The sequence below is a fragment of the Piscirickettsia salmonis LF-89 = ATCC VR-1361 genome (assembly GCF_000297215.2).
Taxonomy (GTDB): domain Bacteria; phylum Pseudomonadota; class Gammaproteobacteria; order Piscirickettsiales; family Piscirickettsiaceae; genus Piscirickettsia; species Piscirickettsia salmonis.
Map to the genome: position 1 here is coordinate 35289 of NZ_AMFF02000021.1, position 23207 is coordinate 58495.

General features: G+C 41.9%; 25 protein-coding genes, 1 other RNA gene and 1 pseudogene. 12 read left to right on the top strand and 15 right to left on the bottom strand.

What is annotated here, in order from left to right; all coding sequences use genetic code 11:
• The 3 genes and pseudogenes from C200_RS16840 to C200_RS03105 form a co-directional block, all read left to right on the top strand.
• A pseudogene (locus C200_RS16840) lies at positions 1-174 on the top strand (IS701 family transposase); the annotation flags it as partial.
• Between the two features lie 354 nt (positions 175-528).
• Positions 529-1407 (top strand): hypothetical protein, encoded by an 879-nt coding sequence (locus tag C200_RS03100; protein ID WP_016209979.1) that lies wholly within the window; start codon positions 529-531, stop codon positions 1405-1407.
• Positions 1408-1439: 32 nt separating this feature from the next.
• Positions 1440-1844, top strand: a complete 405-nt coding sequence (locus C200_RS03105; protein ID WP_016209990.1) for a hypothetical protein — start codon at positions 1440-1442, stop codon at positions 1842-1844.
• A gap of 56 nt (positions 1845-1900) precedes the next feature.
• Here the strand turns inward: C200_RS03105 and hslR are convergent, their stop codons facing one another.
• Positions 1901-2293 (bottom strand): ribosome-associated heat shock protein Hsp15, encoded by a 393-nt coding sequence (gene hslR, locus C200_RS03110; protein WP_016209993.1) that lies wholly within the window; start codon positions 2291-2293, stop codon positions 1901-1903.
• A 129-nt stretch (positions 2294-2422) separates the two neighbouring features.
• On the opposite strand from hslR, the gene nudE reads away from it, so the two are divergent.
• On the top strand, positions 2423-2971 hold the full coding sequence (gene nudE / locus C200_RS03115) for an ADP compounds hydrolase NudE (protein ID WP_016210000.1): 549 nt from the start codon (positions 2423-2425) through the stop codon (positions 2969-2971).
• 26 nt (positions 2972-2997) lie between these two features.
• The gene (cysQ, locus tag C200_RS03120) at positions 2998-3798 is read left to right on the top strand and encodes a 3'(2'),5'-bisphosphate nucleotidase CysQ (RefSeq protein WP_032126288.1); all 801 of its coding nucleotides are present in this window, start codon (positions 2998-3000) and stop codon (positions 3796-3798) included.
• Positions 3799-3847: 49 nt separating this feature from the next.
• Here the strand turns inward: cysQ and C200_RS03125 are convergent, their stop codons facing one another.
• The 6 genes from C200_RS03125 to C200_RS03145 all read right to left on the bottom strand — a co-directional run bounded on the left by C200_RS03125 (position 3848) and on the right by C200_RS03145 (position 7429).
• Positions 3848-5533, bottom strand: a complete 1686-nt coding sequence (locus tag C200_RS03125; protein WP_016209977.1) for a methyl-accepting chemotaxis protein — start codon at positions 5531-5533, stop codon at positions 3848-3850.
• Positions 5534-5609: 76 nt separating this feature from the next.
• Positions 5610-6071 carry an EVE domain-containing protein gene (locus tag C200_RS03130; protein ID WP_016209997.1) on the bottom strand — a complete coding sequence of 154 codons (462 nt, stop codon included), beginning with the start codon at positions 6069-6071 and terminating at the stop codon, positions 5610-5612.
• 34 nt (positions 6072-6105) lie between these two features.
• A complete protein-coding gene (locus C200_RS03135; protein WP_033923658.1) occupies positions 6106-6669 on the bottom strand; it encodes a 5-formyltetrahydrofolate cyclo-ligase in 564 nt (187 codons plus the stop codon).
• A 35-nt stretch (positions 6670-6704) separates the two neighbouring features.
• Positions 6705-6885: non-coding RNA, 6S RNA (gene ssrS / locus C200_RS14735), on the bottom strand.
• A gap of 9 nt (positions 6886-6894) precedes the next feature.
• The gene (locus C200_RS03140) at positions 6895-7224 is read right to left on the bottom strand and encodes a cell division protein ZapA (RefSeq protein WP_016209991.1); all 330 of its coding nucleotides are present in this window, start codon (positions 7222-7224) and stop codon (positions 6895-6897) included.
• Positions 7205-7429, bottom strand: a complete 225-nt coding sequence (locus C200_RS03145; RefSeq protein WP_016209996.1) for a TIGR02449 family protein — start codon at positions 7427-7429, stop codon at positions 7205-7207. The genes C200_RS03140 and C200_RS03145 overlap by 20 nt, the downstream gene beginning before the upstream one ends.
• A 144-nt stretch (positions 7430-7573) precedes the next feature.
• Here C200_RS03145 and C200_RS03150 point away from each other — a divergent pair, with 144 nt between their 5' ends.
• Genes C200_RS03150 through C200_RS03160 form a run of 3 tightly spaced genes read left to right on the top strand, consistent with a single transcriptional unit; the run spans position 7574 to position 10731 of the window.
• Complete coding sequence (locus C200_RS03150) at positions 7574-8164, top strand: UPF0149 family protein (RefSeq protein WP_016209989.1); 591 nt, start codon at positions 7574-7576, stop codon at positions 8162-8164.
• A 24-nt stretch (positions 8165-8188) separates the two neighbouring features.
• Positions 8189-9478, top strand: coding sequence for an FAD-dependent monooxygenase (locus C200_RS03155; RefSeq protein ID WP_016209986.1), 1290 nt, complete (start codon positions 8189-8191; stop codon positions 9476-9478).
• Entirely contained in the window at positions 9478-10731 is a 1254-nt protein-coding gene (locus tag C200_RS03160; RefSeq protein WP_016209999.1) for a UbiH/UbiF/VisC/COQ6 family ubiquinone biosynthesis hydroxylase, read from the top strand. The genes C200_RS03155 and C200_RS03160 overlap by 1 nt, the downstream gene beginning before the upstream one ends.
• On the opposite strand, the gene C200_RS03165 is transcribed toward C200_RS03160, so the two are convergent.
• Together C200_RS03165 and C200_RS03170 are read right to left on the bottom strand one after the other, a co-directional pair.
• Complete coding sequence (locus C200_RS03165) at positions 10728-11372, bottom strand: hypothetical protein (protein WP_016209988.1); 645 nt, start codon at positions 11370-11372, stop codon at positions 10728-10730. The genes C200_RS03160 and C200_RS03165 overlap by 4 nt on opposite strands.
• 72 nt (positions 11373-11444) lie before the next feature.
• A complete protein-coding gene (locus C200_RS03170; RefSeq protein WP_016209992.1) occupies positions 11445-12494 on the bottom strand; it encodes a WD40 repeat domain-containing protein in 1050 nt (349 codons plus the stop codon).
• Positions 12495-12595: 101 nt separating this feature from the next.
• Between C200_RS03170 and C200_RS03175 the strand changes: the two genes are divergently transcribed.
• A complete protein-coding gene (locus C200_RS03175; RefSeq protein WP_016209995.1) occupies positions 12596-14233 on the top strand; it encodes a response regulator in 1638 nt (545 codons plus the stop codon).
• A 34-nt stretch (positions 14234-14267) separates the two neighbouring features.
• On the opposite strand, the gene C200_RS03180 is transcribed toward C200_RS03175, so the two are convergent.
• The 3 genes from C200_RS03180 to C200_RS15965 all read right to left on the bottom strand — a co-directional run bounded on the left by C200_RS03180 (position 14268) and on the right by C200_RS15965 (position 15246).
• A complete protein-coding gene (locus tag C200_RS03180; protein ID WP_016209985.1) occupies positions 14268-14606 on the bottom strand; it encodes an integration host factor subunit beta in 339 nt (112 codons plus the stop codon).
• Between the two features lie 156 nt (positions 14607-14762).
• Entirely contained in the window at positions 14763-15050 is a 288-nt protein-coding gene (locus C200_RS03185) for a 4a-hydroxytetrahydrobiopterin dehydratase (protein ID WP_016209994.1), read from the bottom strand.
• A gap of 34 nt (positions 15051-15084) precedes the next feature.
• Positions 15085-15246, bottom strand: coding sequence for a hypothetical protein (locus C200_RS15965; protein ID WP_016210001.1), 162 nt, complete (start codon positions 15244-15246; stop codon positions 15085-15087).
• Positions 15247-15716: 470 nt separating this feature from the next.
• On the opposite strand from C200_RS15965, the gene C200_RS03190 reads away from it, so the two are divergent.
• Positions 15717-16118: a hypothetical protein gene (locus C200_RS03190; RefSeq protein WP_016209998.1), complete on the top strand. Its 402-nt coding sequence runs from the start codon at positions 15717-15719 to the stop codon at positions 16116-16118.
• A gap of 29 nt (positions 16119-16147) precedes the next feature.
• On the opposite strand, the gene C200_RS03195 is transcribed toward C200_RS03190, so the two are convergent.
• Together C200_RS03195 and C200_RS03200 are read right to left on the bottom strand one after the other, a co-directional pair.
• Positions 16148-17368, bottom strand: a complete 1221-nt coding sequence (locus tag C200_RS03195; RefSeq protein WP_016209981.1) for a ribonucleotide-diphosphate reductase subunit beta — start codon at positions 17366-17368, stop codon at positions 16148-16150.
• A gap of 58 nt (positions 17369-17426) precedes the next feature.
• Positions 17427-20288 (bottom strand): ribonucleoside-diphosphate reductase subunit alpha, encoded by a 2862-nt coding sequence (locus tag C200_RS03200; RefSeq protein WP_257129616.1) that lies wholly within the window; start codon positions 20286-20288, stop codon positions 17427-17429.
• Positions 20289-20530: 242 nt separating this feature from the next.
• Between C200_RS03200 and C200_RS03205 the strand changes: the two genes are divergently transcribed.
• Positions 20531-21697, top strand: a complete 1167-nt coding sequence (locus C200_RS03205; protein ID WP_016209980.1) for an aspartate aminotransferase family protein — start codon at positions 20531-20533, stop codon at positions 21695-21697.
• A 98-nt stretch (positions 21698-21795) separates the two neighbouring features.
• On the top strand, positions 21796-22332 hold the full coding sequence (locus C200_RS03210; protein ID WP_016210002.1) for a carboxymuconolactone decarboxylase family protein: 537 nt from the start codon (positions 21796-21798) through the stop codon (positions 22330-22332).
• A gap of 62 nt (positions 22333-22394) precedes the next feature.
• Here C200_RS03210 and C200_RS03215 read toward each other — a convergent pair whose 3' ends face one another.
• Positions 22395-23144: a hypothetical protein gene (locus C200_RS03215; RefSeq protein WP_016209978.1), complete on the bottom strand. Its 750-nt coding sequence runs from the start codon at positions 23142-23144 to the stop codon at positions 22395-22397.
• Between the last annotated feature and the right edge of the window lie 63 nt (positions 23145-23207).

Below are 23207 nucleotides of genomic sequence, written 5' to 3' on the forward strand. Positions count from 1 at the left end.
ACTAAAACTGTTCGGTCACAATGCAACCATATTTTTGCATCAATCGTGGCATTTTGTAAACTAGAAACATTGAGTGTAAAAGCACAACTTAACCACTTTGCACTCAAATATAAATTACTTGTGCGGTCAAATCAAATAGCTTTTGAAGAGCTTAGGCGATTAAAATGTTTATGACCTGTGCGTAAGGTGAGTTATAAAGGGCATCACTTAATTTGTTGACATGATGCCAGATATTTCTTCATTGACTTTGGTTTTTGTTCTAGCCTTTAAAAACCTAGAACAAAAATTATTGCATATTCAAATATATAGTATATTTATATTTTAACAAAATATTTAATAAATTTTAATTATTTTTTTAATTAAAGTATCAATTTAAGTTTTTTGATGTTAAGTTGATTAACTGAGGCTGCTTATTGTTTGCGCCAAAGTAGTAGCTAAGTCATTTTTCCACAGATTAAGAATGACTTCAAGGTATAGCTAAATTCATCATGTTGTTTTAATTATTAACTTTATAGAAGAAACTTTATTATGAGTTTAATTTGTGAATTATTAGAGTTACTAAAGAGAGAGCCCTTAACTAAAGCTGAGTTTGAGTATAAACTATTTTCAGAAGGTGATGAACAAGTATTAAAGTCGATCATGCGCAAGGATGGTCAGAGAGCATTGCTTAAGAATTTAAAAGAGTTAATTAAAGAATATAATATTCAAACAATTGATGCGCTAGAACAGCTAAAATCTGACTTGCTTAGAGAAAGTGATTCAAGGGAGTTTTGTAAAAAATATGGTATAGACTATAGCCCGATCGAATTTACCTTTCATCAAGGGTTTTATTTTTTATTTAATGCAGCTAATGAGCTGAATGACCAATATCCTAATGATCGGAATCTAATCGCTTATTTTACTTATCGATTGTCAAGTCAGCAGCAAAAAGCTTTTGAGCCAGTAACAAACATGCTTGAAATCGCTAAACTTGCCGAAGATAAAATTGAAGGTGATTGTCAGTTACTAGAGCAGGGAGGAAACCAACCTAAAGCAATTAAAACTTTCAAAGAAAAGGCGATTAAGGCTGTTTATAAGTATGTGGAGTCAACCTTAGCTGGTCCTGAGCATAGTAATAAAGCTCGGGAAGAGTATCAGCAGAGTATCAAAAACTGTTCTGAAGAGTGTAAGGCTGCACTAGATGATTCAAGTTGCGAGAGGTTAAGGAAAGTTTTAAAGGTATTAGTGAACTTTTTAACTCACATTTCTCTAGTTGGTATTGTTGCGAATATTTATCATAAGCATACAACAGGTAGTTGGCTTTTATTTGAGCGCAAAAAAGAATCATATGATATTCAAGAAAATTTACATGGAATCCAAAAAATTAGTGAAAGTGCTATGCAAGTAAATTTATATCTTAGTGCTTAAAAATATTAAGCTATAAATTTTTTTTAAATTTTTTGTATATCTTAGTATGTTATGGAGGTTACCCTTATCATGCTGCTTATGTTGTTGCAATATTTACAGGTGGCTCATTTGTAACTCAAGAAGTTTATGCAGGTGATATCGATAGCTTAAGGCTTAAAGTAAAAGGTGATTTCCGTATCTATAAAGACTTAGAGAGCTTCTTTGATCGATCTATAGAGTGCATGCAAAATAAAAAAGCCCAGATAATTATTTTAAAGCCTGCAATAGAGAGTAATTTTTCGAATCTACTTATCTTTGAGTCTGTCATAAGAAAAACACGTCAATCTACATTGCTCATGTATGAAAGTATGGAGGTAGATGAGGAAGCTCCTTTGGTAGCAGGCGCTGAAGCTATGTTGCATTACTACTCAGAACTACTCAGATGCACTAAACAATGACACTAAAATGAATTTAGTGGGTTAGTAAATAATTGCTCAGTATTCGGCTGAGCTATTTATAGATTTTTTCTATTTAATTCGATAAGTTGTCTTCTTTGTTTTTTGTCAGGTCGACCCTCATGGGTGGTTTGGCCATAGGCTTTGCGTTCAGTGACTTGTTTTTCTCGTTTTGCTTGGCTTTCTGCTGTTTCACTATAGAGCAAGGATGCTTCGCTGGCACTGCGTCTTTGGTTGGAAATGCCTTGAATAATGATGGTTTTTTCTGCAAAGCCCTGGCGAATTACCAAGGTTGCGCCGATTGTTGCCTTGTGGCTAGGTTTGATGCGTTGGCCATTACAATGGATTTTGCCTCCCTCTATAGCAGCTTTTGCAATCGCGCGTGTTTTGAAAAAGCGCGCTGCCCATAGCCATTTATCTAGGCGTATTGGCTCTCGTGTCTTCTCTGTCATTTTAAGTATCCCCCTAAATTTTAGCATAGTATAGCAGAAGCATCTTATGCATTGCGCAATCAATAGTGCTCTTCAAAGCGGCTTAACACTGGTATAATTGGGCAAAGAGTCTAATGGAACAGAGTAGCGATGAAGAAGAAGCCTGAGATTTTAAAACGTGAAACTGTTGCACAAAGTCGTTTTTTTTCCATAGAGCAAATTGATTTACGCTTTAGTAATAATGAATTGCGTCAGTATGAACGGATTCCGCGTGCAAAGCATCATAATGGTGCGGTGCTGATTGTTCCTGTTTTGGATAAAGATCACTTTTTACTCGTGCGTGAATATGCAGCTGGCGTGGATGATTATACATTGGCTTTTCCCAAAGGTTTAGTGGATATGGGAGAAACGGCTGAACAGGCAGCGAATAGAGAGCTAAAAGAAGAGGTAGGGTATGGCGCAAAAACGTTGACGGGATTAAAAACAATGACTTTGGCACCGGGTTACTTTGGTCACTCAATTCAAGTTTTTGTTGCTGAGGACTTGTATGTCGAAAAATTAGTGGGCGATGAACCAGAGGAGCTTGAAATTGTGTCATGGCCTTTTGAAAATTATGAAAAGCTATTAATGCAAGAGGACTTTCATGAAGCACGCAGTGTTGCTGCTTTATATATGGTAAAAGACTTTTTAAGTCGATAGTGGTTTGGAGAAATAGTGGAGAAAGAGTGGAAAAACAAGCTTTACTCGATGGTGTGATTGCTTTAAGCAAAAAAGCAGGCTGCCGTGTACTTGATGTCTATAAAAATCTAGATTCTGTGGAAATTGCAATCAAGGCGGATGCAACACCGGTGATTTCAGCAGATTTAGAGTCACATGAAATTCTAATGAAAGGTTTGTCAGAACTTGCGCCGCGCTACCCTATTCTTTCTGAAGAACGTGTGAATGTTCCTTTTTCAGAGCGCGAACATTGGTCTTGTTATTGGCTAGTTGATCCTTTGGATGGCACTCGGGAGTTTATTCGTGGTAATGATGAATTTACGATTAATGTAGCTCTTATTGAAAATGGCCAGCCGATTTTAGGGGTGGTCTATGTGCCGGTGACAGGTCAATGCTATTTTGCTTGTGCAGGAAATGGAGCTTTTGTCCAGCAGGGTGATCAGCCCGCTGTGCGTATTTGCAGCCAGCCTTATCAGCAGGGTGAGAAAATTCGTTTGGTGGCCGGTCATTGGCATGATCTTGAGCGTTTGGCTAAATTTACTCGCCAATTTCCACAGTATTCGATTGAAAAAATGGGCAGTGCTTTAAAGTTATGTTTAATTGCTGAAGGGCGGGCTGATCTTTGTTTAAGATTAGTACCAAGCAGTGAATGGGATATGGCAGCAGCTCACATTATTTTATCTGAGGCGGGTGGTGATATTACTGACTTTCAGTTTAAAACCCTAAAATATAACCAAAAAGAGGATTTACATAATCCTTATTTAATTGCTATGGGTGATGTTAGCCATAATTGGCATCAGTATTTTTAATTGTTAATGATAGTTCAAGCAATAAGCCGTAATCGCGGCTTATTGTTTATTAGTGGGCTGACTTTTCGCTTGAAGAAGTATCAGTTAAGCTTGTACTTGTGAGTTTAAACTGTTTGAGCAATGTGGATAGGCTTTCGCTAAGTTCTGAGAGTTCTTGGCTATGGACGGTGGTTTCGCCTGTCTTCGCTGTGGTATTTTTGGATAATGTGTTGATTTTGCTGACTTGTTGAGTCACAACGCTAAAGGAGTTGCTTTGCTCTTTGATCAATGATTCGATCTGAGCGTTGGTAGCTGAAATTTCAGAAACAATGGTGATAATCGAGGTAAGTAGTTCTGACATTTTTTCTGATTGCTGCACGCTGGCATCGGCACGTTCTTTTCCTTTATCCATGGCCTCAACTGCGTTGTGGGCATGAGAGCGTAACTGCTCGATTAGGTCATAGATTTGCTCTGCGGAGTCTCCAGTACGTTGTGCTAAGCCACGGACCTCATCGGCTACAACCGCAAAGCCGCGACCTTGTTCACCGGCCCGTGCCGCTTCAATGGCAGCATTTAAGGCGAGCATATTCGTTTGCTCAGAAATGCCTTTAATGACATCAAGGATGCTACCGACATTATTACTGGCTTCGTTGAGTGAGGTAATAACTTGCGCGGTGGTTTCTACTTCTTTTGCTAAACTGTCAATGGTTTCTCGTGTCGCATTGACGACCTTTTGGCCTTCGTGAGACTTTTGATCGGCATCTCTGGCTGATTTTGCAACTTCTTCTGCTTTTGAAACAACCGTTTTCATCGTATCATTCATTGCTGTCATTGAGCTTTGAATATGCTCTGCTTCACTGGCTTGTTCGGTGAGCTGAACTTGTGCTTCTCTCATCATATTGGACATGGTTGCAGAAGAGTTATTGACTTGCTGGGTCATAAGGTTAATTTCGGAAATTAGGGCGCCCATTTTGTTTTTCAGCGTTTCTATCGCTGTGCCAATTTTACCGATTTCATCTTCACCTAAGGGCTGACACTGATGAGTGAAATCACCTTCGGTAATATGCTCCAGATCGCTCACTAAAAGGTGAACACGACGAATGATTAAGCGGCGAACTAAAATAGCATAGGTGGCAGCACCTGCAATGATAGCAACAATAATTAAAACCAGGGTGAATAAAACCACTTGCTGTTTCTTTTTAAGAGCCGCTTGTGATGTTGTTGCTAGCTGCTTAGAAATAGTGTCTGCTGTTGTTGTTAAGGTATGTAGAGGGACTCTGTCTATACCAGAGACAGCCTTGTCCCCGGTTTTGCTATCATAACCGCTGGCTTCAAATTGCCTTAGACCTTGACGGTATTTTTCTGCAAGTACTTTATGATCTTTGATAAAGGTTGCTAGCAATTGATGTGCGGTTTTATTCGATGGGCCTTGAAGTTCTTGGAGTAGTGTGGTTGATTCTTCTGCGACTTGTTTTTCTTTATCTTTAAATTTTTCTAGATATTTGTTAAATTTTTTTCTGTCATAGCCGCGCAGTAAAATGTTTTTCCATTCTTGAACTTGTTCTTTAAATTTCACACTGATTTTTAATACCGAACGCTCATGGGCTTGATCAACTTCAATAATACGGCTAAGTTCATTCATTGAAGACCAAGAGCTACTCAGGCCATAAAACCCTGCACTGACAATTAAAAATGCAGCAATGCTAGAAATGCCAAGTAGCTTGATGGTTAAGCTATTAAGATTAGAAGCAGACATTCTCATGTTAAACCACGCTAGAACTAAAAAAAGGTCCTTTATTTTTTAGTTTAGGTGATAATTGAGTGATTTAAAGTTATTTGTGTAGGGAAAGAATAAATTCCCATTGATGGGTAGTAACAGGGGTGATAGAGAGTCGATTGCCTTTTCTAACAACGGCCATCTCACTCAGTTCAGGGGCGTGCTTGAGTGTGTTCAGTGAGATTGTGTGGCTAAATTTTTCAGCGAAGGTAATATCGACCATGATCCAGCGTGGTTTATCGGTGGTTGCTTTGGGGTCGTAATATTTAGATTCAGGATCAAATTGGGTGTGATCTGGATAGGGTGGGCTGGCGACTTTCATGATGCCAACGATGCCGGGTGTTTTACAATTTGAGTGATAAAAAAAGATTAAATCGCCGACACTCATCTCATCACGCATCATATTGCGCGCTTGATAGTTGCGAATACCGTCCCAACTATCCGTTTGTTTGGGCAGTGCCTGTAGGTCATCGATACTAAAGGCATCGGGTTCAGATTTCATCAGCCAATATTTCATTATTATACCTATAATATTAATTTATATTTATTCACTAAAATATATAAAAGCACTGATCAGTGATAATCGCATGGACAGGAAGGTCCCAGCTGTTGATAGGCAGAGCCTCTAATTGTTGAGCGTGGTGCGCGCAGCCAATTAAGGTCACTTGATCGGTGAGTTTGGCAAAGCTGCTATCATAATACCCACCACCCATGCCTAAGCGATTGCCAACGTTATCAAAGGCAACCAGTGGAAGAAGGACTGCATCCAGTTGTGATGGCTTTAGGATATGTTCTGTGACTGGCTCATGAATGCCGTAATGGTTTGCGGTTAGAGTCGTATTTTTTTCATAATGGCCAAAAGTAAGGACTTTGCCGGTAGTTGGCACAATAGGGAGATAACATTGTTTCTGCTGTTGCCATAGCCAATGTAAGGTTGGTGTAAGATTGATTTCGCCATCATGGGGTAGATACAGGGCAATATGTTTGGCTGAGTTTAACGCTTTACTATTAATTAATTGCTTTTTAAATAACTCTGCAGCTTGATGCTGACCGGCAAGAGAGAGTGATTGGCGTATCTTACGCATTTTGAGGCGCAGCTGTTGTTTAGTGGTCATTTTGTATTGTTATTAATTATATAGAAGGGGAGTAAAAGTCCTCCATCGTGCCGTTAAGGTGCGCAGCATTGAACCCAGTAAAACTAGGTGGGTGTCTCCTTTAGTGCATTAGGCGTCTTGCTTCTTGGCAAGCAGGCTCACAGCACTTTATTCAACTCCCGGCATGTGCGATATCGGCTCAAGATGTTTACCCTATCTCGTACACGACAGTAGGACTGATTAGTATTATATCTCTTTTTCACTAGAAAAGCGAAGGGCTTGTTTTACTTTATGCTCTAATTGTTCAAGTTGTTGATTTACATCATCAATATAATCATCACGGTGGTTCATGTTTTTAAGGTAGTCATGGGCGAGATTCAAGGCTGCCATAATGGCAATGCGCTCGACACCGATGACTTTGCCACTGTCGCGGATATGACGCATTTTATCGTCGAGTAGTAGAGCCGCTTCTTCCAGTGCGCGATATTGATCGGGAGGACAGTTAACCTGATAGTATTTATCAAGGACTTTGATTGCTTTGACAATGGCGGGGTATTTAGGTGCTTGCTTTGGCATTTGCTTTTTCCAACTCTTCTAGCCTAAGCAGCATAGATTCAATACGTGTTTTGGCTACTTGGTTTTTATCAAGTAGTTGTGAGCGTTCTGTAATGAGGGCATTTTTTTGTGTTTTTAAAGCGAAATTTTCTTTTTTGAGCTGCTCACAGAGCTCAATTATCTTGCTAATATCACGTGTTAAGGCTGCAAGCTTGAGCTCATCCATATAGATACCCTTTATTATTCCCTATATCTCTAGGGTAGAAGCTGTTGATTGCCAGGTCAATGTAAGGGCTAGGTGATGAATTATTGGATACCGATTTGAGCTGGTGGTAGGATATTGGCGTGAGTGGCGAGGAGATAAGCTAAAATGAGTCAAGCATTAGTTGAATTTAAAACGGTAGATCATGTGCTGCAAGCCTTAGGCGTTGAAGGGATGAGTGCAGCAGATGTGCATGGCCTGCTGATTGGTATGTTGGCGAGTCAAAGTAATTTAACCTGTAAATTATGGTTAGAAAAAGCGATATTTACGGGAGCTCACCTTGATGCTGAAAGTGATCTTTTTAGTAATATCATGGCCAAAGAGCAGTTAAAGCAGTTAGAGGCATTGTTTAAAGTAAGCTGGGAGCAGCTCTCTGCGGGTGATTTTACTTTTGCTCTGCTGTTACCTGATGGTAATGCTGCGTTAACTGAGCGTGCGAGTTTATTATGTGCCTGGACTCAAGGCTTTTTAACTGGCTTGCATTTATCGGGTGTTAATATTGCTAAATATAAAGAAGGTGAATTAGCGACGACCTTAAAAGATTTAGCTGAAGTTGCGCAGTTGGATTTAGCAATTGAAGACAGTAATGAAAATGAAGCGGCATATACTGAGATTGCTGAATATGTACGTATGGCGGCGCTTTTTGTTCATAGTGAATTAGCCGGTTCTGGTCAAGCGACTCAGATGACTGTTCATTAAATAATTAAGCATTGAGATTGTTGTATGCAAGAGGTGGATATTGCCATTGTCGGTGGTGGCGTCATCGGCTCGAGTTTAGCCGTGGCATTGGCGCAGTTCACTGACTTTAAAGTCGCATTGATCGACGCTTTACCTGCTGAGCATCAGGTGCAACTAAGTGCCTTAGATCAACGATCGATCGCTCTGTCTCTTGCCAGTTGCCGTTTATTTAAGCATTTGGGGTTGTGGTCATGCTTACAGATAAGCGCACAGCCGATTGAGCATATTGAAGTTTCTGAGCAGGGTGCGTGGTCGAAGACACGTCTTGATGCACAGGCATTAGGATACCGTGCTTTTGGTTATGTCATCCCTTTATATCAAATCCAACAAGCCTTAAATGAGAAAATACACTCTCAATCTAGTCGCGATTCCTGCCAAAGTACGCTGATACACCAACAAGGTATGAGATTATGTCAGCTGGATTTTAATCAGGCAGATCACGCTGTATTGACTTTGCAAACGGATCAACAGAAAACACAGCTAGCGGCCAAGCTTGTGGTTGGTGCAGATGGAACGTCATCGACGGTACGCCGTTTGGCTGGTATGCCAATCGAGCAATATGATTACCAGCAGCAGGCCCTAGTCGTTAATTTACAGCTTAAGCATGATCATCGATCACGCTCGTTTGAGCGGTTTACTCAATCAGGTTCCTTGGGGTTATTGCCATTAACAGAGCGACGGCTGGCACTATTTTGGGCAGCACCTACCAATGAGATTACGAGTTTACTGGCCTTGCCTGAACAAGACTTTATTGAGCGCTTGTATGAGGTGATTGGTTATTCTTTAGGTCGTTGCACCGCCATTGGGCGACGTATGGTCTTTCCATTGAAAAAGACGGTTGTAAAGAGTGCGTGGCGTGAGCGTTGTGTGTTATTGGGGAATGCTGAGCATACATTGCATCCATTAAGCGGTCAGGGGCTGAACTTAGGTTTATATGACTTAGCCTGTTTAGTTGATCGTTTTATTGATATCGATTGTGCTCTTGACCAGGATGCGCTAGGTTCAGCAGCAATGTTAGCGCGTTATAGCCAGAGTAAGCAGCGTCGTAATCAGCATATTATGCATGATGTAGACTGCTTACTGACTGGGTTTGCTAACCCACTGGCGGTAGTCGGTCGTTTGCGTCGGACTTGGCTATCGAATCTTGAACTTGTTAGTCTGCTGCGCCAAGCGCGTGTGAAAAAAACCGTAGGCTATCAGCTGCCGGGTTTATTGACCATTGCGGGTTTTTGTGATCACTTTGGATTAGATCAATCGGTAAGAGCTATAAGGTAATGATGATGAAATCATTTGATATTGTGGTGATGGGAGGAGGCATGACGGGGCTGGCGACGGCGTTATTTGCTGCTATGCAAGGCTTTCGTGTCGCTGTGATTGAGAAAAGTTCGTTACGCGCTCAATATCATCAATATTCACCTAAAAAAGGTGTGTATGCGCCGCGTGTGAGTGCCATTACACCATGTAGCCAAACCTTTTTAGAGCATGTAGGCGCTTGGCCGCATATTGCTAAGCAGCGCTGTGCACCATATCAGGCGATGAGTGTTTGGGATGGCTTGGGTGATGGCTGCATTGACTTTAATGCGACAGAGGCCGGTGAGGCGGTATTAGGTCATATCATTGAGAATGATGTGATTGTTAAGGGGTTATTAACTGCATTAGAGCTTAAGCGTGAGCGCTTTGATATCACCTTATATGATGATTGTTGTGCTGAGGCTTTAGATATACAAGAAGATCACGTGAGCTTGACATTAAACTCAGGTGAGTGTTTGCAAAGCGTGGTTATGATTGGTGCGGATGGTGTGCACTCCTGGGTGCGTGAGCAGTTAGCATGGCCTGTCAGTACGCGTGATTATCAACAATCTGCCTTAGTGACTACCGTTGTGACTGAAAAATCACATCAAAGAACAGCATGGCAACGCTTCTTGGCAACAGGGCCTTTGGCATTCTTGCCTTTGGATGATGAGTATTATTCCTCGATTGTGTGGTCGCTTGACCAAGATCAGGTTGAGCGTGTTTTGAGTTTAACGGATAGTGCTTTTAAGCAAGAGCTTACGCATGCGTTTTCTGGCAGGCTGGGTCAGGTCAACGAGGTTGCTAAACGCTTTGCTTTTCCTTTGAGTGCAGCGCATGCCTGTGGTTATGCACGCCCACGTGTCGCGCTCGTTGGTGATGCAGCACACCGCATTCACCCATTAGCAGGCCAGGGTGTTAATTTGGGGTTCTTGGATGTGATGAGTTTAGTCGATGTTTTGGTAACAGCGAGACAAAAAAAGCGTGATATTGGCCACATGATGACCTTGCAAAAATATGAGCGTGCGCGTTATGGGGATAATTTGCTTACGAGTGCGGTGATGACTGGGTTTAAAGAATTGTTCGCAACGCGTGCTGCGCCGATTGTTTGGCTTAGAACTTTGGGATTAAAATACGTAGATCAAACAGATTTTATTAAATATCAGTTAATCAAACGGGCGTTAGGGCGTCAGGTGACTCTGCCTCAGGTATTGCAGCCCGTGTTAGAGGGAGTTTAACGTTTATTGTTACTCTTGCCAGTTATTATTCCCAGCTGTTGGCGTAGTATTAATGAACTGTTTTTAGCTTTCTTAGAAGCTTCACGCTGAATGAGGGCTTCTTTTTCAGTTTTTCTAACGAGTTTTTCCACCTTGCTTAATTCTAAATCGTTGGCTTTTTTCAGTGTTTGTAGATTTGATATTAGATTTTGATAGGATGAAATGGACTTATCGATATTTTCTTGGGCGCGTTGTTCATCGCGTTTTTTTTGTGCTGCTAGATTAATTGCAGCATGTGCGGCCAGGGCGAGCTTATGTTGTACTGTGCTTAAATGTCCCATCTCTCGCTGATGTGCCTGCTCGGTGTGCTGAATTTTTTGTTTAAGGTATTGGTTATCACTCATTTTTTCATTAAGAAGTTGTTGTGCTTGACGGTGGTTTTCTTCGGCGCGCTTTGCGATAGTTTCTTTACGCTGAAATAAGTCTTCTAAGTAGTTAAGCTCAGCAAGTTTGTTCGAGCTGTGTCCTGATAGAATCTGCTCTGCATATGCGGCAGCGCGCACTTTATTTTCTTCAGTCGGTGTCAGTTCATTCGCCTTTGCAGAAATTTGATCTTTTATGTTGGTCTCGCTGTTGCTGTCTTTAGATATAGTTGCTTTCATTGGTATCACAATGACCTTGTTTTTAAATGTTTATTAGTGTTTTTCTGCAAGGCGTGTGCCACGATGGTGAAATTAATTAAGTCGCCAAAGTGCCGCTTTATTTTCACTGGTGACAGTGATGATTGATTTTGCTTTTGAGGTGAAGGCAAGGTCAAGAACAGTTGGGTGTTTACGTGCCCAAAAACTGGGTGATGGGATTTGCCAATGTCGGTGAATATAGCCGGATTTGACTGTCCAGACTCTGACAATACCACCAGGTGAGCCGGTTGCAAGCAAACGATCTGTTGTTGAAAAACGCGCAGCAGTCACTGGTGCAGGGACTTGGCGTATTTTATACAGATCACCATTGGCCTTTAATGTTGAAATGAGTTTGCCTGAACGTGTGTACCAAATTTGGGATAGACCCGTATAGGTTGAGGTGAGTATTTTATTACCGTGACTGGAAAACTTTAAGAAGGATACTTTTTTTCCTAATTTTAGAGTGTGTAGTAATGTTTTGCTTTTCATGTTCCAAAGGTGAACGCGGCCTGATTGCGTACCCACTGCAAAATAATGTGAATTTTCAGCGAGGCTGATGTGCGTGGCTGGGTCTGTTTTGGCAGTTGGGATAGAAAAATCAATCTGTCCTGTGCGTAGATTAATCATTTTGACCTCGCCGTATTCAGTGCGAATTAGGCTAAGCTGGTTGGTTTGTGATGTTTTAATCTCTCTAATGTTAAAAGGAAGCTTCCAGAAGGCTAAGCTTTTACCAGTGCGGGTACTCCAGACGATAATATAAGGGCCATTCGCCATGACCGCGTAGGACTGAGGGGTGGCTAAATCAGTGAGAGTATAGCCGGTGGCAATATTGTTTGGAAAGCGCCAAGCAAATTTTCCTTGAGCAGAGCGACCGAGTTGCCAAAGCTCAACGGGTGCATTCGTAGGAGTGGTGAGGATGTATCTGATACTTTTACTAATATGTGCTTGCTGGCTGACATTTTGGCCAAGCTGCCAGGTTTTTTGTTGCTCGGACGGTGAGCAAGCGAGCAGTAGTATACTAAGTGCTAACCCGAGTATGTATTTTATGTTTTTAATCAATGTAATGAGTATGCAGGCCCACTTCAAGCTGACTTTATCTCTCACTTCACTCCTTACTTAATTTAAAGTGTAGCGTGTAGCGTGTTCATTGCGTTCTTATTCTATAATTGACGGTTAGGGGAGTGTTTAGACGATTGTGATTGTTAATGCCGAAAATTGACTTAGCAGACAAAAAAATTTTAGTCGTTGATGACTTTAAATCGATGCGTACGGTATTAAAGTCGATGCTGCAAAAGGTCGGTGCAAGCAATATAGATCAAGCAGTGGATGGCTATGAGGCGATCGCTCAGGCGAAGGTGACTCAGTATGACATCATCTTGTGTGATTATAACATGGGGGATGGTCCAAACGGTATGGATGTGCTGGGTGAGCTGCGTGATGGGGGAGATTTAAAGTACTCGGCCGTGTTTATGATGGTGACGGCAGTGGCTAACCCCGGTATGGTGATGGGGGCTTTAGAGCATTTGCCTGATGCGTATATGATTAAGCCTTTTAATGTGGCTGAATTTATTGATCGGCTGACTATGATTTTGGAGCGACGTGAAAGCATGTCGGCAATTAATGATGCGCTGGATGCAGCGGATCATGATCAAGTGTTGCGTTTATGTCAAATAAGAATTGCTCAGGCAGAATCTCGTGATATTGTGCATGAATGTGAGAGAATACAAGCTGACACTTTATTTCGTTTAAATAAATTTCCTGAAGCCAGTCAGGCATTTATGGCTATTTTAGAGAAACGAGAAGCATTATGGGCACGGATTGGCTTAGGCAAGATATATTATTTAAGTGAAAAATATGAAGAGTCGGCGACTCAGTTTAAGTATATTCTTGCTGAACATAAAGAGCATTTAGTTGCGCGTGATTGGTTGGCGAAGGCTTTAATTAAGCAAGGAGAGATTAAGCGAGCTCAATCCGTGTTAGAGAAAGCGGTGGCGATTTCACCTAATTCGTTAGCAAGACAGCGTAAATTGGCAGATATTGCTGAGCAAAATGAAGATGTGGAAGTTGCAGAGGCTGCGCGACGCAATGTATTGAGATTAAGTAAATTTTCTCCTCAAAAAAATCCTGATGATATTTTACGTTTAGCCAATCAATTGCAAAAGCAAAATCAAAAGACTGCGGATGGTTTGGATGATATGCGTCCTTGTAAAGAGGCTTTGCATCTTTTGGAGGGGATGGAAGAGACATATAGCGAGCGTGAAGACTTAATGATTCGCTTACATTTATTAAAAGGTGCTATTTTTAATCATTTAAAAGAAAAAGGTAAGGCTCAGGATCATTTAAGAAAAGCTGTTGATTTGTATGATAAAAATCACCCTTCAATGAAGCCGATGGATCAGGTGAGCGTGGCGCGTGATTTCTTTTATAGCGAGTTAGGTCACAAAGGCGAGTTGATGATCAGGATTTTGCTGTGTCGCCATCGAAATGAAGCTAATGTTATTGATAAAATTAGGGAATTTTATTATGGTCCAGAAATTACGCCCGATGAGGCTAATCATTTGGCGGTTGAAATGTTTAAAAGTCAGCAATATGCAGAGGCGGTGGAATTATTTGAATTGGCAGCGACGGAGCTACCCGATAATATTGCGATCAGCTTAAATGCTGCACAAGCGCTTATTACATTTATGTCTCAGGGCGGTAAACGGACAAAGATATTATTTCAGCGTTGTGGCCGTTACCTTGATCAAGCTAAGGACATTAAGGCAGCAGATGCCAAGCGGCTGGCGCGCTATAAAGAGCTATTAAAACTATATAGTGACTTACTGCGCGCAGGGGTAAATTAACGCTGCTTGTTAAAATAGTTTTCTTGTTTTTCAATCAATCATCATGATCATCATGATCATCATCTTTATCTTCTTGAATCGGATAGATATGCTTAGATTGATCAACACGCTCACGCATGGATTTTCCAGGTTTAAAGTGAATTGCATGCTTAGGCTCAGTGACGACAGATTCACCTGTTTTAGGGTTGCGAGCTTTGCGTGGGTCCCGCTTATGTAAAGAAAAACTACCAAACCCACGTATTTCAATACGTTGATTTTTAATAAGTGACTGAGCCATTTGGTCAAGAATCAATCTGACTATTTGCTCTATTTTTATATCATCAAACTGATTTTGTCGTTTTGCAATGTGTTCAATAAGCTCAGATCGTGTCATGCTGCTAGCCTCAAGATAATTAAAAGCATCCCATCCTTGGTATCATCCGTGTGGGAATCACTGCTTTGTGATTTCGATGATTTATTATTATGTTTTATAGCAGCCGCTCATAAAAAAGCAAAAATTCATGATAAGTAATGAGTGTCTTTTTTATGCTTATAAAAATTTGGCCAAGGCAGATTCAATGTATTTAGCCATATCAAAGTCTTTTTGACTGATACCGTCAACATCATGAGTGCTAAGGTCAATTTTAATATTGCACCAATGAATAGCAAGGTCAGGGTGGTGTTGCACTTGCTCAGCATGCTCAGCAAGTTGAGTTACAAAATGAATGCCGTCAAGATAGAGCGGAAAACGAATGGTTCGAGTAATTTTATCACCCTCTTGCAGCCAACTGGGTAACTTTGCTAGTGCTGCCTGAATCTGTTCTTGGTTTAGTTTCATGTGTTTTTCCTTTATTTTCCTTGGAGAAGCGCAGCTAAGGGGTTTTATTAAAACGCCCCAAAAGATTTTCTAGCTGTGCGTTGGAAGCGGCTTTGGGCTGGGGCTTAGCTTTTTGAGCCGCGAGCTTGCGTGCGCTGATTTTTTGTTGCCGTGCTGTTTCTAGAAGCTCGCCGAATTGTTTTTGAAATGGGGTCATTGATGATTGCTATCTATTTTAATTTTTAAACTCGACTATTTTGGCGAAAATACATGATTTTATCAAGTAAAGTGAGAAAAAAATTAAACAGTAACTATTCTTAAGCTATCTTTAAGAGAAAGCTGAAATTGAAGTTCATTAAAAATTTATGCAAGTATTCGGGCGAATCAAGTGTTTGTTTTTTAAAATGTTAATAAAATAAAGCCGGGTATTTTAAGGGTATTATCAGGACGATATCATCCGCGATAGAGTGGAGTTTTTTTCAAGACGAATCAGGGCGTTGGCTGCATATTGATGCAGCGGGGCAGCGGTCAGTTTCACCAGTAGGCTTTGTCGTAGAAACAGCCGCTAAAAAGCATGCAGAGCAGTTTGGCTATGAGGGTGAAGTAGCAGAGGATAGTGCCGTTATTGGGGCGGACAAAGCAGAGCAGTGGTATTTTTTTCGAGCAGATGATGCAAAGTGGCGTTGGTTGAAAATCACAGCAGAAGGACAGCGACAGATGGCGAAAGCAGGCTTTGCTAGTGAAGAAAGCGCTCGCCAGGCCGCTGGGAGAGTTGGTTTCATTGGAGAGGGCAAGGTGATCGGTCAGCCGGTCTCATTACAAAGTTTAAAAACAAGATCATCACTATCTAGCTCAAGTGTAAAAACAGCGGCAGTTGGAACGGGGGCGAAAAAAGATGATGAATGGCATTTTTTTGAGGATGGTGAGGGCAAATGGCGCTGGCTGCGAATTAGCTCAACAGGAAAGCGCTATGTCTCTCCTGTGGGCTTTGTATCTGTGAAGCTTGCTCGCGCAATGCAAAAAACTTTGGCTATGGTGGCATTCGCTTTAACCGTGCATAAGTGCACAGCTTTTAGGATTAAAGCGTAAAACGAGCAGGTCTGTGTGGTTTTTAGTGTTTAGTCCCAGTTGAGTACACCACCGGTTTTATATTCGGTCACACGTGTTTCAAAGAAATTTTTCTCTTTTTTGAGGTCAATAATTTCACTCATCCATGGGAAAGGATTGGTGATGCCATCAAACTGCTCTTTTAAGCCAAGCTGTGCTAGGCGGCGATTGGCGATGTATTTTAAATAGTCTTCAAACATCGCGGCATTAAGCCCCAGGACACCGCGAGGCATGGTATCACGCGCATATTGGATTTCAAGTTCTACTCCATCGAGGATGAGTGCTTGCATTTTCTCCTGAAACTCATTGCTCCATAGGTGTGGGTTCTCCTGCTTAATCTGATTGATCACATCGATACCAAAGTTTAAGTGCATGGACTCATCGCGGAGAATATATTGGATTTGCTCGGCAGAGCCGGTGAGTTTGTTACGGCGACCAAAAGAGAGCATTTGCACAAAGCCAACATAAAAGAAAATGCCTTCAGTCACTGCATAAAAGGCAATTAAGTTACTTAGCAGTTGTTGATCCGCTTCTGTTGTGCCGGTTTTAAAGTCAGGGTTTGATAGGTGCCGAGTATGTTTGAGTACCCAGGCAGATTTATTGGCAACCACCGGTGTTTCACGGTACATGTTAAAAATCTCGCCTTCATCAAGACCTAGGCTTTCAACGATGTATTGATATGCATGCGTATGTAGCGCTTCCTCAAAGGCTTGACGTAATAAATATTGGCGGCACTCAGGGTTGGTTATATGGCGATAGACAGCGAGTACCAAATTATTAGCAACCAGGGAATCTGCTGTTGAGAAAAAGCCAAGACTACGTTTGAAAATAGTCCGCTCGTCATCGGTTAAGCCGTTGGGGTCTTTCCATAAGGCAACATCTGCCGCCATATTAATTTCATTTGGCATCCAATGATTAGCACAGGCATCTAAATACTTTTGCCATGCCCATTTGTATTTAAAGGGCACAAGCTGGTTTAGGTCAGCGCGGCAGTTGATCATTTGTTTTGCATCAACCGTGACACGTGCTGCACCCATTTCTAGAGCTTCTAGACCCGTATTGGCTTCATGTTCATTGGCATTGATTTCTTGTGTTGATTCTTCTTCTTTGGCAGTAACAGGCACTACGGCGGCTGCAACAGTAGGTTCTGATGTGGCAGTCGCTGATTTTTTTGCAACAGTACTCTCGTTATTATTGTCGGTGCTAAAGTCGTCCCAATTGATTAAAGACATAAGGCCCCCTGATCTTGATTTAAAGTTAATCTATCTGTGTTATATATCATGAGGCTGCCTATTGGCAGGCCTCACAGTCTGGGTCATCAATGGCGCAGACTTGAGCTAAGGGTGTTGCGTCATCTTGCTTTTGAACTGCATTTAATTTGGCATCATGAATTGTTGATTTTTCTGTATCAGTCGCACCTAAAGAACGTAGGTAATAGGTTGTTTTCAGACCGCGTAACCAGGCCATGCGATACATGATATCAAGCTTTTTGCCTGATGCTTCAGCAATATATAAATTTAAGGATTGTGATTGATCAATCCACTTTTGGCGGCGTGATGCCGCATCGATCAACCAGCGTGGCTCAATTTCAAAGGCGGTTTGATAACGCTCTTTAAGTTCTGCTGGAATACGCTCAATGCGCTGAATGCTGCCATCAAAGTATTTTAAGTCATTGACCATGACTTTGTCCCATAGTCCCAGTGTTTTTAGTTCACGTACCAGATATGGATTCACGACGGTAAACTCACCCGATAAATTGGATTTAACGAAGAGGTTTTGGTAAGTCGGCTCTATCGATTGTGAAACACCACAGATATTTGAAATCGTCGCTGTGGGTGCGATGGCAAGCACGTTGGAGTTACGCATGCCATGTTGTTTGAGTTTTTGGCGCAGTTCGTCCCAGTTCATGCGTGTTTGGGTATCTTGTTGTAAGTACTCCCCACGCGCTTCTTGCAGTAAAGTAATCGAGTCAATTGGTAAAATCCCTTGATCCCACAGTGAGCCAGGATAAGACTCGTAATGACCGCGTTCTTTAGCCAAGTTGCATGAGGCTTCAATGGCAAAGTAGCTGACCGCTTCCATGGAGCTGTCGGCAAACTCTACTGCTTGTTCTGAGCTATATGAGTAGCCTAGCTGATATAAGGCATCTTGAAAGCCCATCATACCAAGGCCAACGGGGCGATGCTTAAGGTTGGAGTTGCGTGCTTGTGGTACGGCGTAATAATTAATATCAATGACGTTGTCGAGCATACGCACAGCAGTCGTCACGGTGTGTTTGAGTTTAGCAAGGTTTAAGCCATGTTCGTCAATATGGGCGATTAAGTTAATACTGCCAAGGTTACAGACGGCGATTTCATCGACCGAGGTGTTTAAAGTGATTTCTGTGCATAAATTAGAACTGTGGACTACACCGGCGTGTTGTTGCGGTGAGCGCAGGTTGCAAGCATCTTTAAAGGTAATCCAAGGGTGGCCAGTTTCAAAGAGCATGCCGAGCATTTTACGCCAGAGCCCCGTGGCTGAAAGCGTTTTACTACGAATTTCGCCGCGTTTGGCTTTTTCTTCATACGCCTCATAAGCGTCTTCAAAGGCACGGCCATACAGATCATGTAAGTTAGGGACTTCATCTGGGGAGAATAAGGTCCATTCTTTATCTTCAGATACTCGTTTTAAGAATAAGTCAGGAACCCAGTTGGCACTGTTCATATCATGCGTACGACGGCGCTCATCACCGGTGTTTTTACGTAATTCGACAAACTCTTCGATGTCCAAGTGCCAGGTTTCAAGGTAAGCACATACTGCGCCTTTGCGTTTACCACCTTGATTCACTGCAACGGCAGTATCATTAACGACTTTTAAAAAGGGCACAACACCTTGGGATTTACCATTGGTGCCTTTAATGTGCGCACCCATTGCACGGACTGAGGTCCAGTCATTGCCCAGGCCGCCGGCCCATTTAGACAGAAGGGCATTATCTTTGATGGCCCCATAAATATTCTCTAAATCATCGGGTACATAGGTTAAGTAGCAACTAGATAATTGTGAGCGTAAGGTGCCTGAGTTAAATAACGTTGGCGTTGAACTCATGTAGTCAAATGAAGATAGTAAGTTATAAAACTCAATTGCACGTGCATTGGGATCGTCTTCATTTAAGGCCAGCCCCATAGCAACCCGCATAAAAAACGCTTGGGGTAATTCAAAGCGTGTTTGCTTAACATGTAAAAAATAACGGTCATATAAAGTCTGTAAGCTTAAATAAGTAAACTGTAAGTCACGATCGGCTTGCAGGGCTTGGCCTAAGCGATTTAAATCAAACTGATGTAATTTTTCATCTAATAAGTGATGTTCGATGCCTTGTTCGATATAGGCTCTAAAATAGTTTGGATAAAGCTCGGTGACTTCCGTATGGGTGGCATTTTCTGCAATGCCGGTAAAAGACAGTGCCTCAGTACGGAGTTGGTCCATAAGGAGGCGAGCGGTAACATAAGAGTAATTAGGCTCTTGTTCAACTAAGGGCCGTGCAGTCATTACTAAAGCATGTGTGACCTCATGAATAGGCACACCATCAAATAAATTTCTTTCTATATCATTTAAGATGAGATTCGCATCAACATAGTCAAGGTCAGCACAGGCTTCAGTAACCAGTGTGTCTAAGCGAGCGAAGTCTAGAGGGGCTTGTGTGCCATCTTTTAAGGTGACATTCAGTGTGCTTTTGGGGAGCGTTGCGTGGTTGATGACCTCGGCACTTTGCCGCGCTTTACGGTGCTCTTCACGATAGAGCACGTAAGCACGTGCAACTTTGTGTTCACCTGCTCTCATCAAAGTAAGTTCGACTTGGTCTTGAATATCTTCAATATGAACCGTACCGCCTTGAGGCATACGGCGAATAAAGGTCTCGGTAATAACATCAGTCAGTTGTTGAGTAATATCGTGGATGCGGCTGGAGCCACTTGCTTCTTCACCTTCTACAGCAAGGAATGTTTTAGTCACGGCAACTTTGATTTTATCCGGATTATAGCCAACAATGTTGCCATTGCGGCGAATCACACGAAAATCAGGCATCTCTGGGCTGTCTGTCAAGTGGCTTTGCATTCGGGTTCCTTTAAGTTTTAGTCGGTTTGATGTTTGGTTGTGTGTTTCTCTATATTTAAGAATATATTGTGCTTTTAAAATTGTCTATCCACTATATCTGGTATTTTTGTGCTGACATAGTCAAAATATAAACAAGGATTCTAATCGCCTTTTTAAGAAAAAAAAAGTCTTGACAGAGTAAAAAAAAATTATGCTGCGAAGCAGCGTTGCCTAGATATTTTATTCAAGTTAGCATGGATCGGTATTTTAAAAATTATTGATCTTGGTTTTTGATTGAATAGGTTTAGGTTAGGGAGAGAAGATGTATGTCACATTTAATGCCAGCGTATAATCGTCAGCCGGTTGCTTTTACTAAAGGTGAAGGTGTTTGGTTGTGGGATGAGCAAGGGAAGAAATATTTAGATGGCCTGGCGGGGATTGCAGTGTGTAGTTTAGGGCATAGCCACCCGAAAATAACAGAGGTAATACAGCAACAAGCAGCTCAGTTAATGCATGTTTCAAATGGTTTTCAAATTCCAGAACAAGAGCAATTGGCAGGGCAGCTTGCTGAGCTTTCAGGTTTAGATCAAGCCTTTTTTGCAAATTCCGGAGCAGAGGCGAACGAAGCGGCAATTAAGATTGCGCGGCTTTTTGGCCAGAAAAAGGGCATTGACAACCCTGTTATTATTACCATGCAAAAAAGCTTCCATGGCCGGACGATGGCCTGTATTACGGCATCTGGGAATATTAACATTCAAAAAGGCTTTCAGCCACTGATGCCAGGATTTATCTATGCGCCGTTTGGTGACAGTGGCGTCCTTGAAAAAATCGTTAAGGCGAATGCGAATGTTGTTGCGATTATGGCAGAGCCGGTGCAAGGTGAGGGCGGGGTACATGTGCCGCCCGCTGATTTTCTTGATCAAATTCGTCGTATTTGTGATGACAATGACTTACTGATGATATTGGATGAAATTCAAAGTGGGGTGGGTCGTACTGGTAAGATGTTTGGCTTTCAACACTCAAACAGTGTGCCAGATGTGATGACTCTAGCAAAGGCCTTAGGCAATGGTTTTCCGGTTGGAGCATGCTTGGCGCGTGGTAAAGCCGCTGATTTATTGACAGTTGGTACACATGGTACCACCTATGGCGGCAACCCTTTGGCTTGTCGTGTTGCATCGATGGTATTGGAGACGATGATCAGCGATAAAGTCATCGAGAATGGCGCTGAAGTGGGGCAGTACTTACAAGAACAGCTGCGTGCTAAATTTGCTGGTAATGACAAGGTCGTTGATGTGCGTGGCCAAGGTTTATGGATCGGCATTGAAATGCATAAACCTTGTGCAGCATTGCGTGCAGCGGCGATGGTAGAAGGTTTGGTCTTTAATGTCACGGCAGGAAATACGATTCGTTTAGCACCACCGTTGATTTTAACTAAAACTGAAGCGGATTTGATGGTGTCGATTCTTGAAAAAATCATTGGTGACTTTAATTAAATAAGCCAGGTAGCAGCGATTAAGACTGTTGACCTTTAGCACTTGCCTTTGTAGGCTGTAGGTTCAGGATGGTTTATTTATAATGGATGGAGGTGGGTATGGCCCGTATTTCTTTTTCCGCAGTAGGAAATAGCCCTTTGCAACGATTGTTGGGGCATAATCCGCGAATCAAAGAGAAGTGGTTGAGATTACAAAAGGAAATTGTTAAAGAAGGCCGCTTGAGCGAATCTTTAAAAGAGGAAGTGCGTCGTGTGCTTGCACATGATCATGGTTATGAGCTGGGTATGGCGCGTGGGTTGCCAAGTGATGAGCATGATGATCCAAAGGTCAAGATGGCCGTTGAGCTGGCGCGTCAGGTCGCTTATGATCATCGCACAATTAATGATGATAATTTTCTTGAATTAAGTGAGTATTTCTCAGAGCCAGAAATTGCTGAATTGTTTGCATTTATTTGTTTTATTTCAGCAACACAGACTTTTGGCGCGATGATGAATCTTGGTCCACATTCTGTGCAGCCGGAAACTGGCCAAAATGAGGTGGCGGTCGAAATTCATAGTCATGGCGCGGTGCAGCGTCGCGGCCATGAGGCAGTTACCGTGACAACGTCGGCAACAGTGACTGAGGAAGTCTTATAATTTGTAATAATTAAGATAATAACGTGATAGAAAAGCCGCATTTATGTGGCTTTTTTTGTACTTTATTGTTTGCTGGCAGGAAGGGCTATTGATAAGGCTTGTGGATCTGTAGAAGGGGTGCTTTCACCTGTAGTAAAAAATAAGGTGGAATCAGCCGCCTCTGCTGGATGATGTGTGCTTTTAGTATCGGAGTGATTTTCTTCATCAAGGCTTTCAAGAGCATCAAAAAATTCGTCATCACTCTCAGTCTCTTGCTTCTCATTTTGTTGAGCTAAACGTTCTTTAGCCTGAGTTTGTTCAGCAACTAAGGCATCCAACTGCGCGATATACCGAGTTCCATTTGTCTTGTCTATGCCATATAGCTCATATGGGTCGTTGTTGGGAGGAATATTATTGGTATCTGCTCTGATAGCTGAGAATCCGCTTCGACTGGCTGATTGAGTATGATATTTACAATTATCGATTAATATCACATCTTCATATTGTGCGTTATACTTAGCTGCTATTTCCCGAAGATTGTATACTTTATATTGAACTTTATTATAAAAGCAAAAGTCCTCTGGCAGGTTTATGCCGTACTCAACCCCGCAAAAGAATTGTATTTCTTGTTTAGAACAATTGCCGGCGGTGACAAAAGCAATTTCATCATTATTCGATAAAATTGCTTGCATAAGCACGGCTATTTTTTCTCGATTAATCGTATAGCTTGGCTCATAGCTCTCACCATAAACACAAAAATGTGATACTTCGCGTGGTACGTCATTAATTATAGAGAGGCCGTCATGAAATGCAGGGCATGTTATAGCGCTCAACGAATAGTTTCTGACATTGACTTCATTACTTGACTAAGCGCTGTCTCTAAATTTATTTCATCT

Coding starts and splice junctions, on each gene's coding strand:
- C200_RS03100 (WP_016209979.1), top strand. CDS start 529: ATGAGTTTAATTTGTGAATTATTAGAGTTACTAAAGAGAGAGCCCTTA.
- hslR (WP_016209993.1), bottom strand. CDS start 2,293: ATGACAGAGAAGACACGAGAGCCAATACGCCTAGATAAATGGCTATGG.
- nudE (WP_016210000.1), top strand. CDS start 2,423: ATGAAGAAGAAGCCTGAGATTTTAAAACGTGAAACTGTTGCACAAAGT.
- C200_RS03125 (WP_016209977.1), bottom strand. CDS start 5,533: ATGTCTGCTTCTAATCTTAATAGCTTAACCATCAAGCTACTTGGCATT.
- C200_RS03130 (WP_016209997.1), bottom strand. CDS start 6,071: ATGAAATATTGGCTGATGAAATCTGAACCCGATGCCTTTAGTATCGAT.
- C200_RS03135 (WP_033923658.1), bottom strand. CDS start 6,669: ATGACCACTAAACAACAGCTGCGCCTCAAAATGCGTAAGATACGCCAA.
- C200_RS03140 (WP_016209991.1), bottom strand. CDS start 7,224: ATGCCAAAGCAAGCACCTAAATACCCCGCCATTGTCAAAGCAATCAAA.
- C200_RS03145 (WP_016209996.1), bottom strand. CDS start 7,429: ATGGATGAGCTCAAGCTTGCAGCCTTAACACGTGATATTAGCAAGATA.
- C200_RS03150 (WP_016209989.1), top strand. CDS start 7,574: ATGAGTCAAGCATTAGTTGAATTTAAAACGGTAGATCATGTGCTGCAA.
- C200_RS03155 (WP_016209986.1), top strand. CDS start 8,189: ATGCAAGAGGTGGATATTGCCATTGTCGGTGGTGGCGTCATCGGCTCG.
- C200_RS03160 (WP_016209999.1), top strand. CDS start 9,478: ATGATGATGAAATCATTTGATATTGTGGTGATGGGAGGAGGCATGACG.
- C200_RS03165 (WP_016209988.1), bottom strand. CDS start 11,372: ATGAAAGCAACTATATCTAAAGACAGCAACAGCGAGACCAACATAAAA.
- C200_RS03175 (WP_016209995.1), top strand. CDS start 12,596: ATGCCGAAAATTGACTTAGCAGACAAAAAAATTTTAGTCGTTGATGAC.
- C200_RS03180 (WP_016209985.1), bottom strand. CDS start 14,606: ATGACACGATCTGAGCTTATTGAACACATTGCAAAACGACAAAATCAG.
- C200_RS03185 (WP_016209994.1), bottom strand. CDS start 15,050: ATGAAACTAAACCAAGAACAGATTCAGGCAGCACTAGCAAAGTTACCC.
- C200_RS15965 (WP_016210001.1), bottom strand. CDS start 15,246: ATGACCCCATTTCAAAAACAATTCGGCGAGCTTCTAGAAACAGCACGG.
- C200_RS03195 (WP_016209981.1), bottom strand. CDS start 17,368: ATGTCTTTAATCAATTGGGACGACTTTAGCACCGACAATAATAACGAG.
- C200_RS03205 (WP_016209980.1), top strand. CDS start 20,531: ATGTCACATTTAATGCCAGCGTATAATCGTCAGCCGGTTGCTTTTACT.
- C200_RS03210 (WP_016210002.1), top strand. CDS start 21,796: ATGGCCCGTATTTCTTTTTCCGCAGTAGGAAATAGCCCTTTGCAACGA.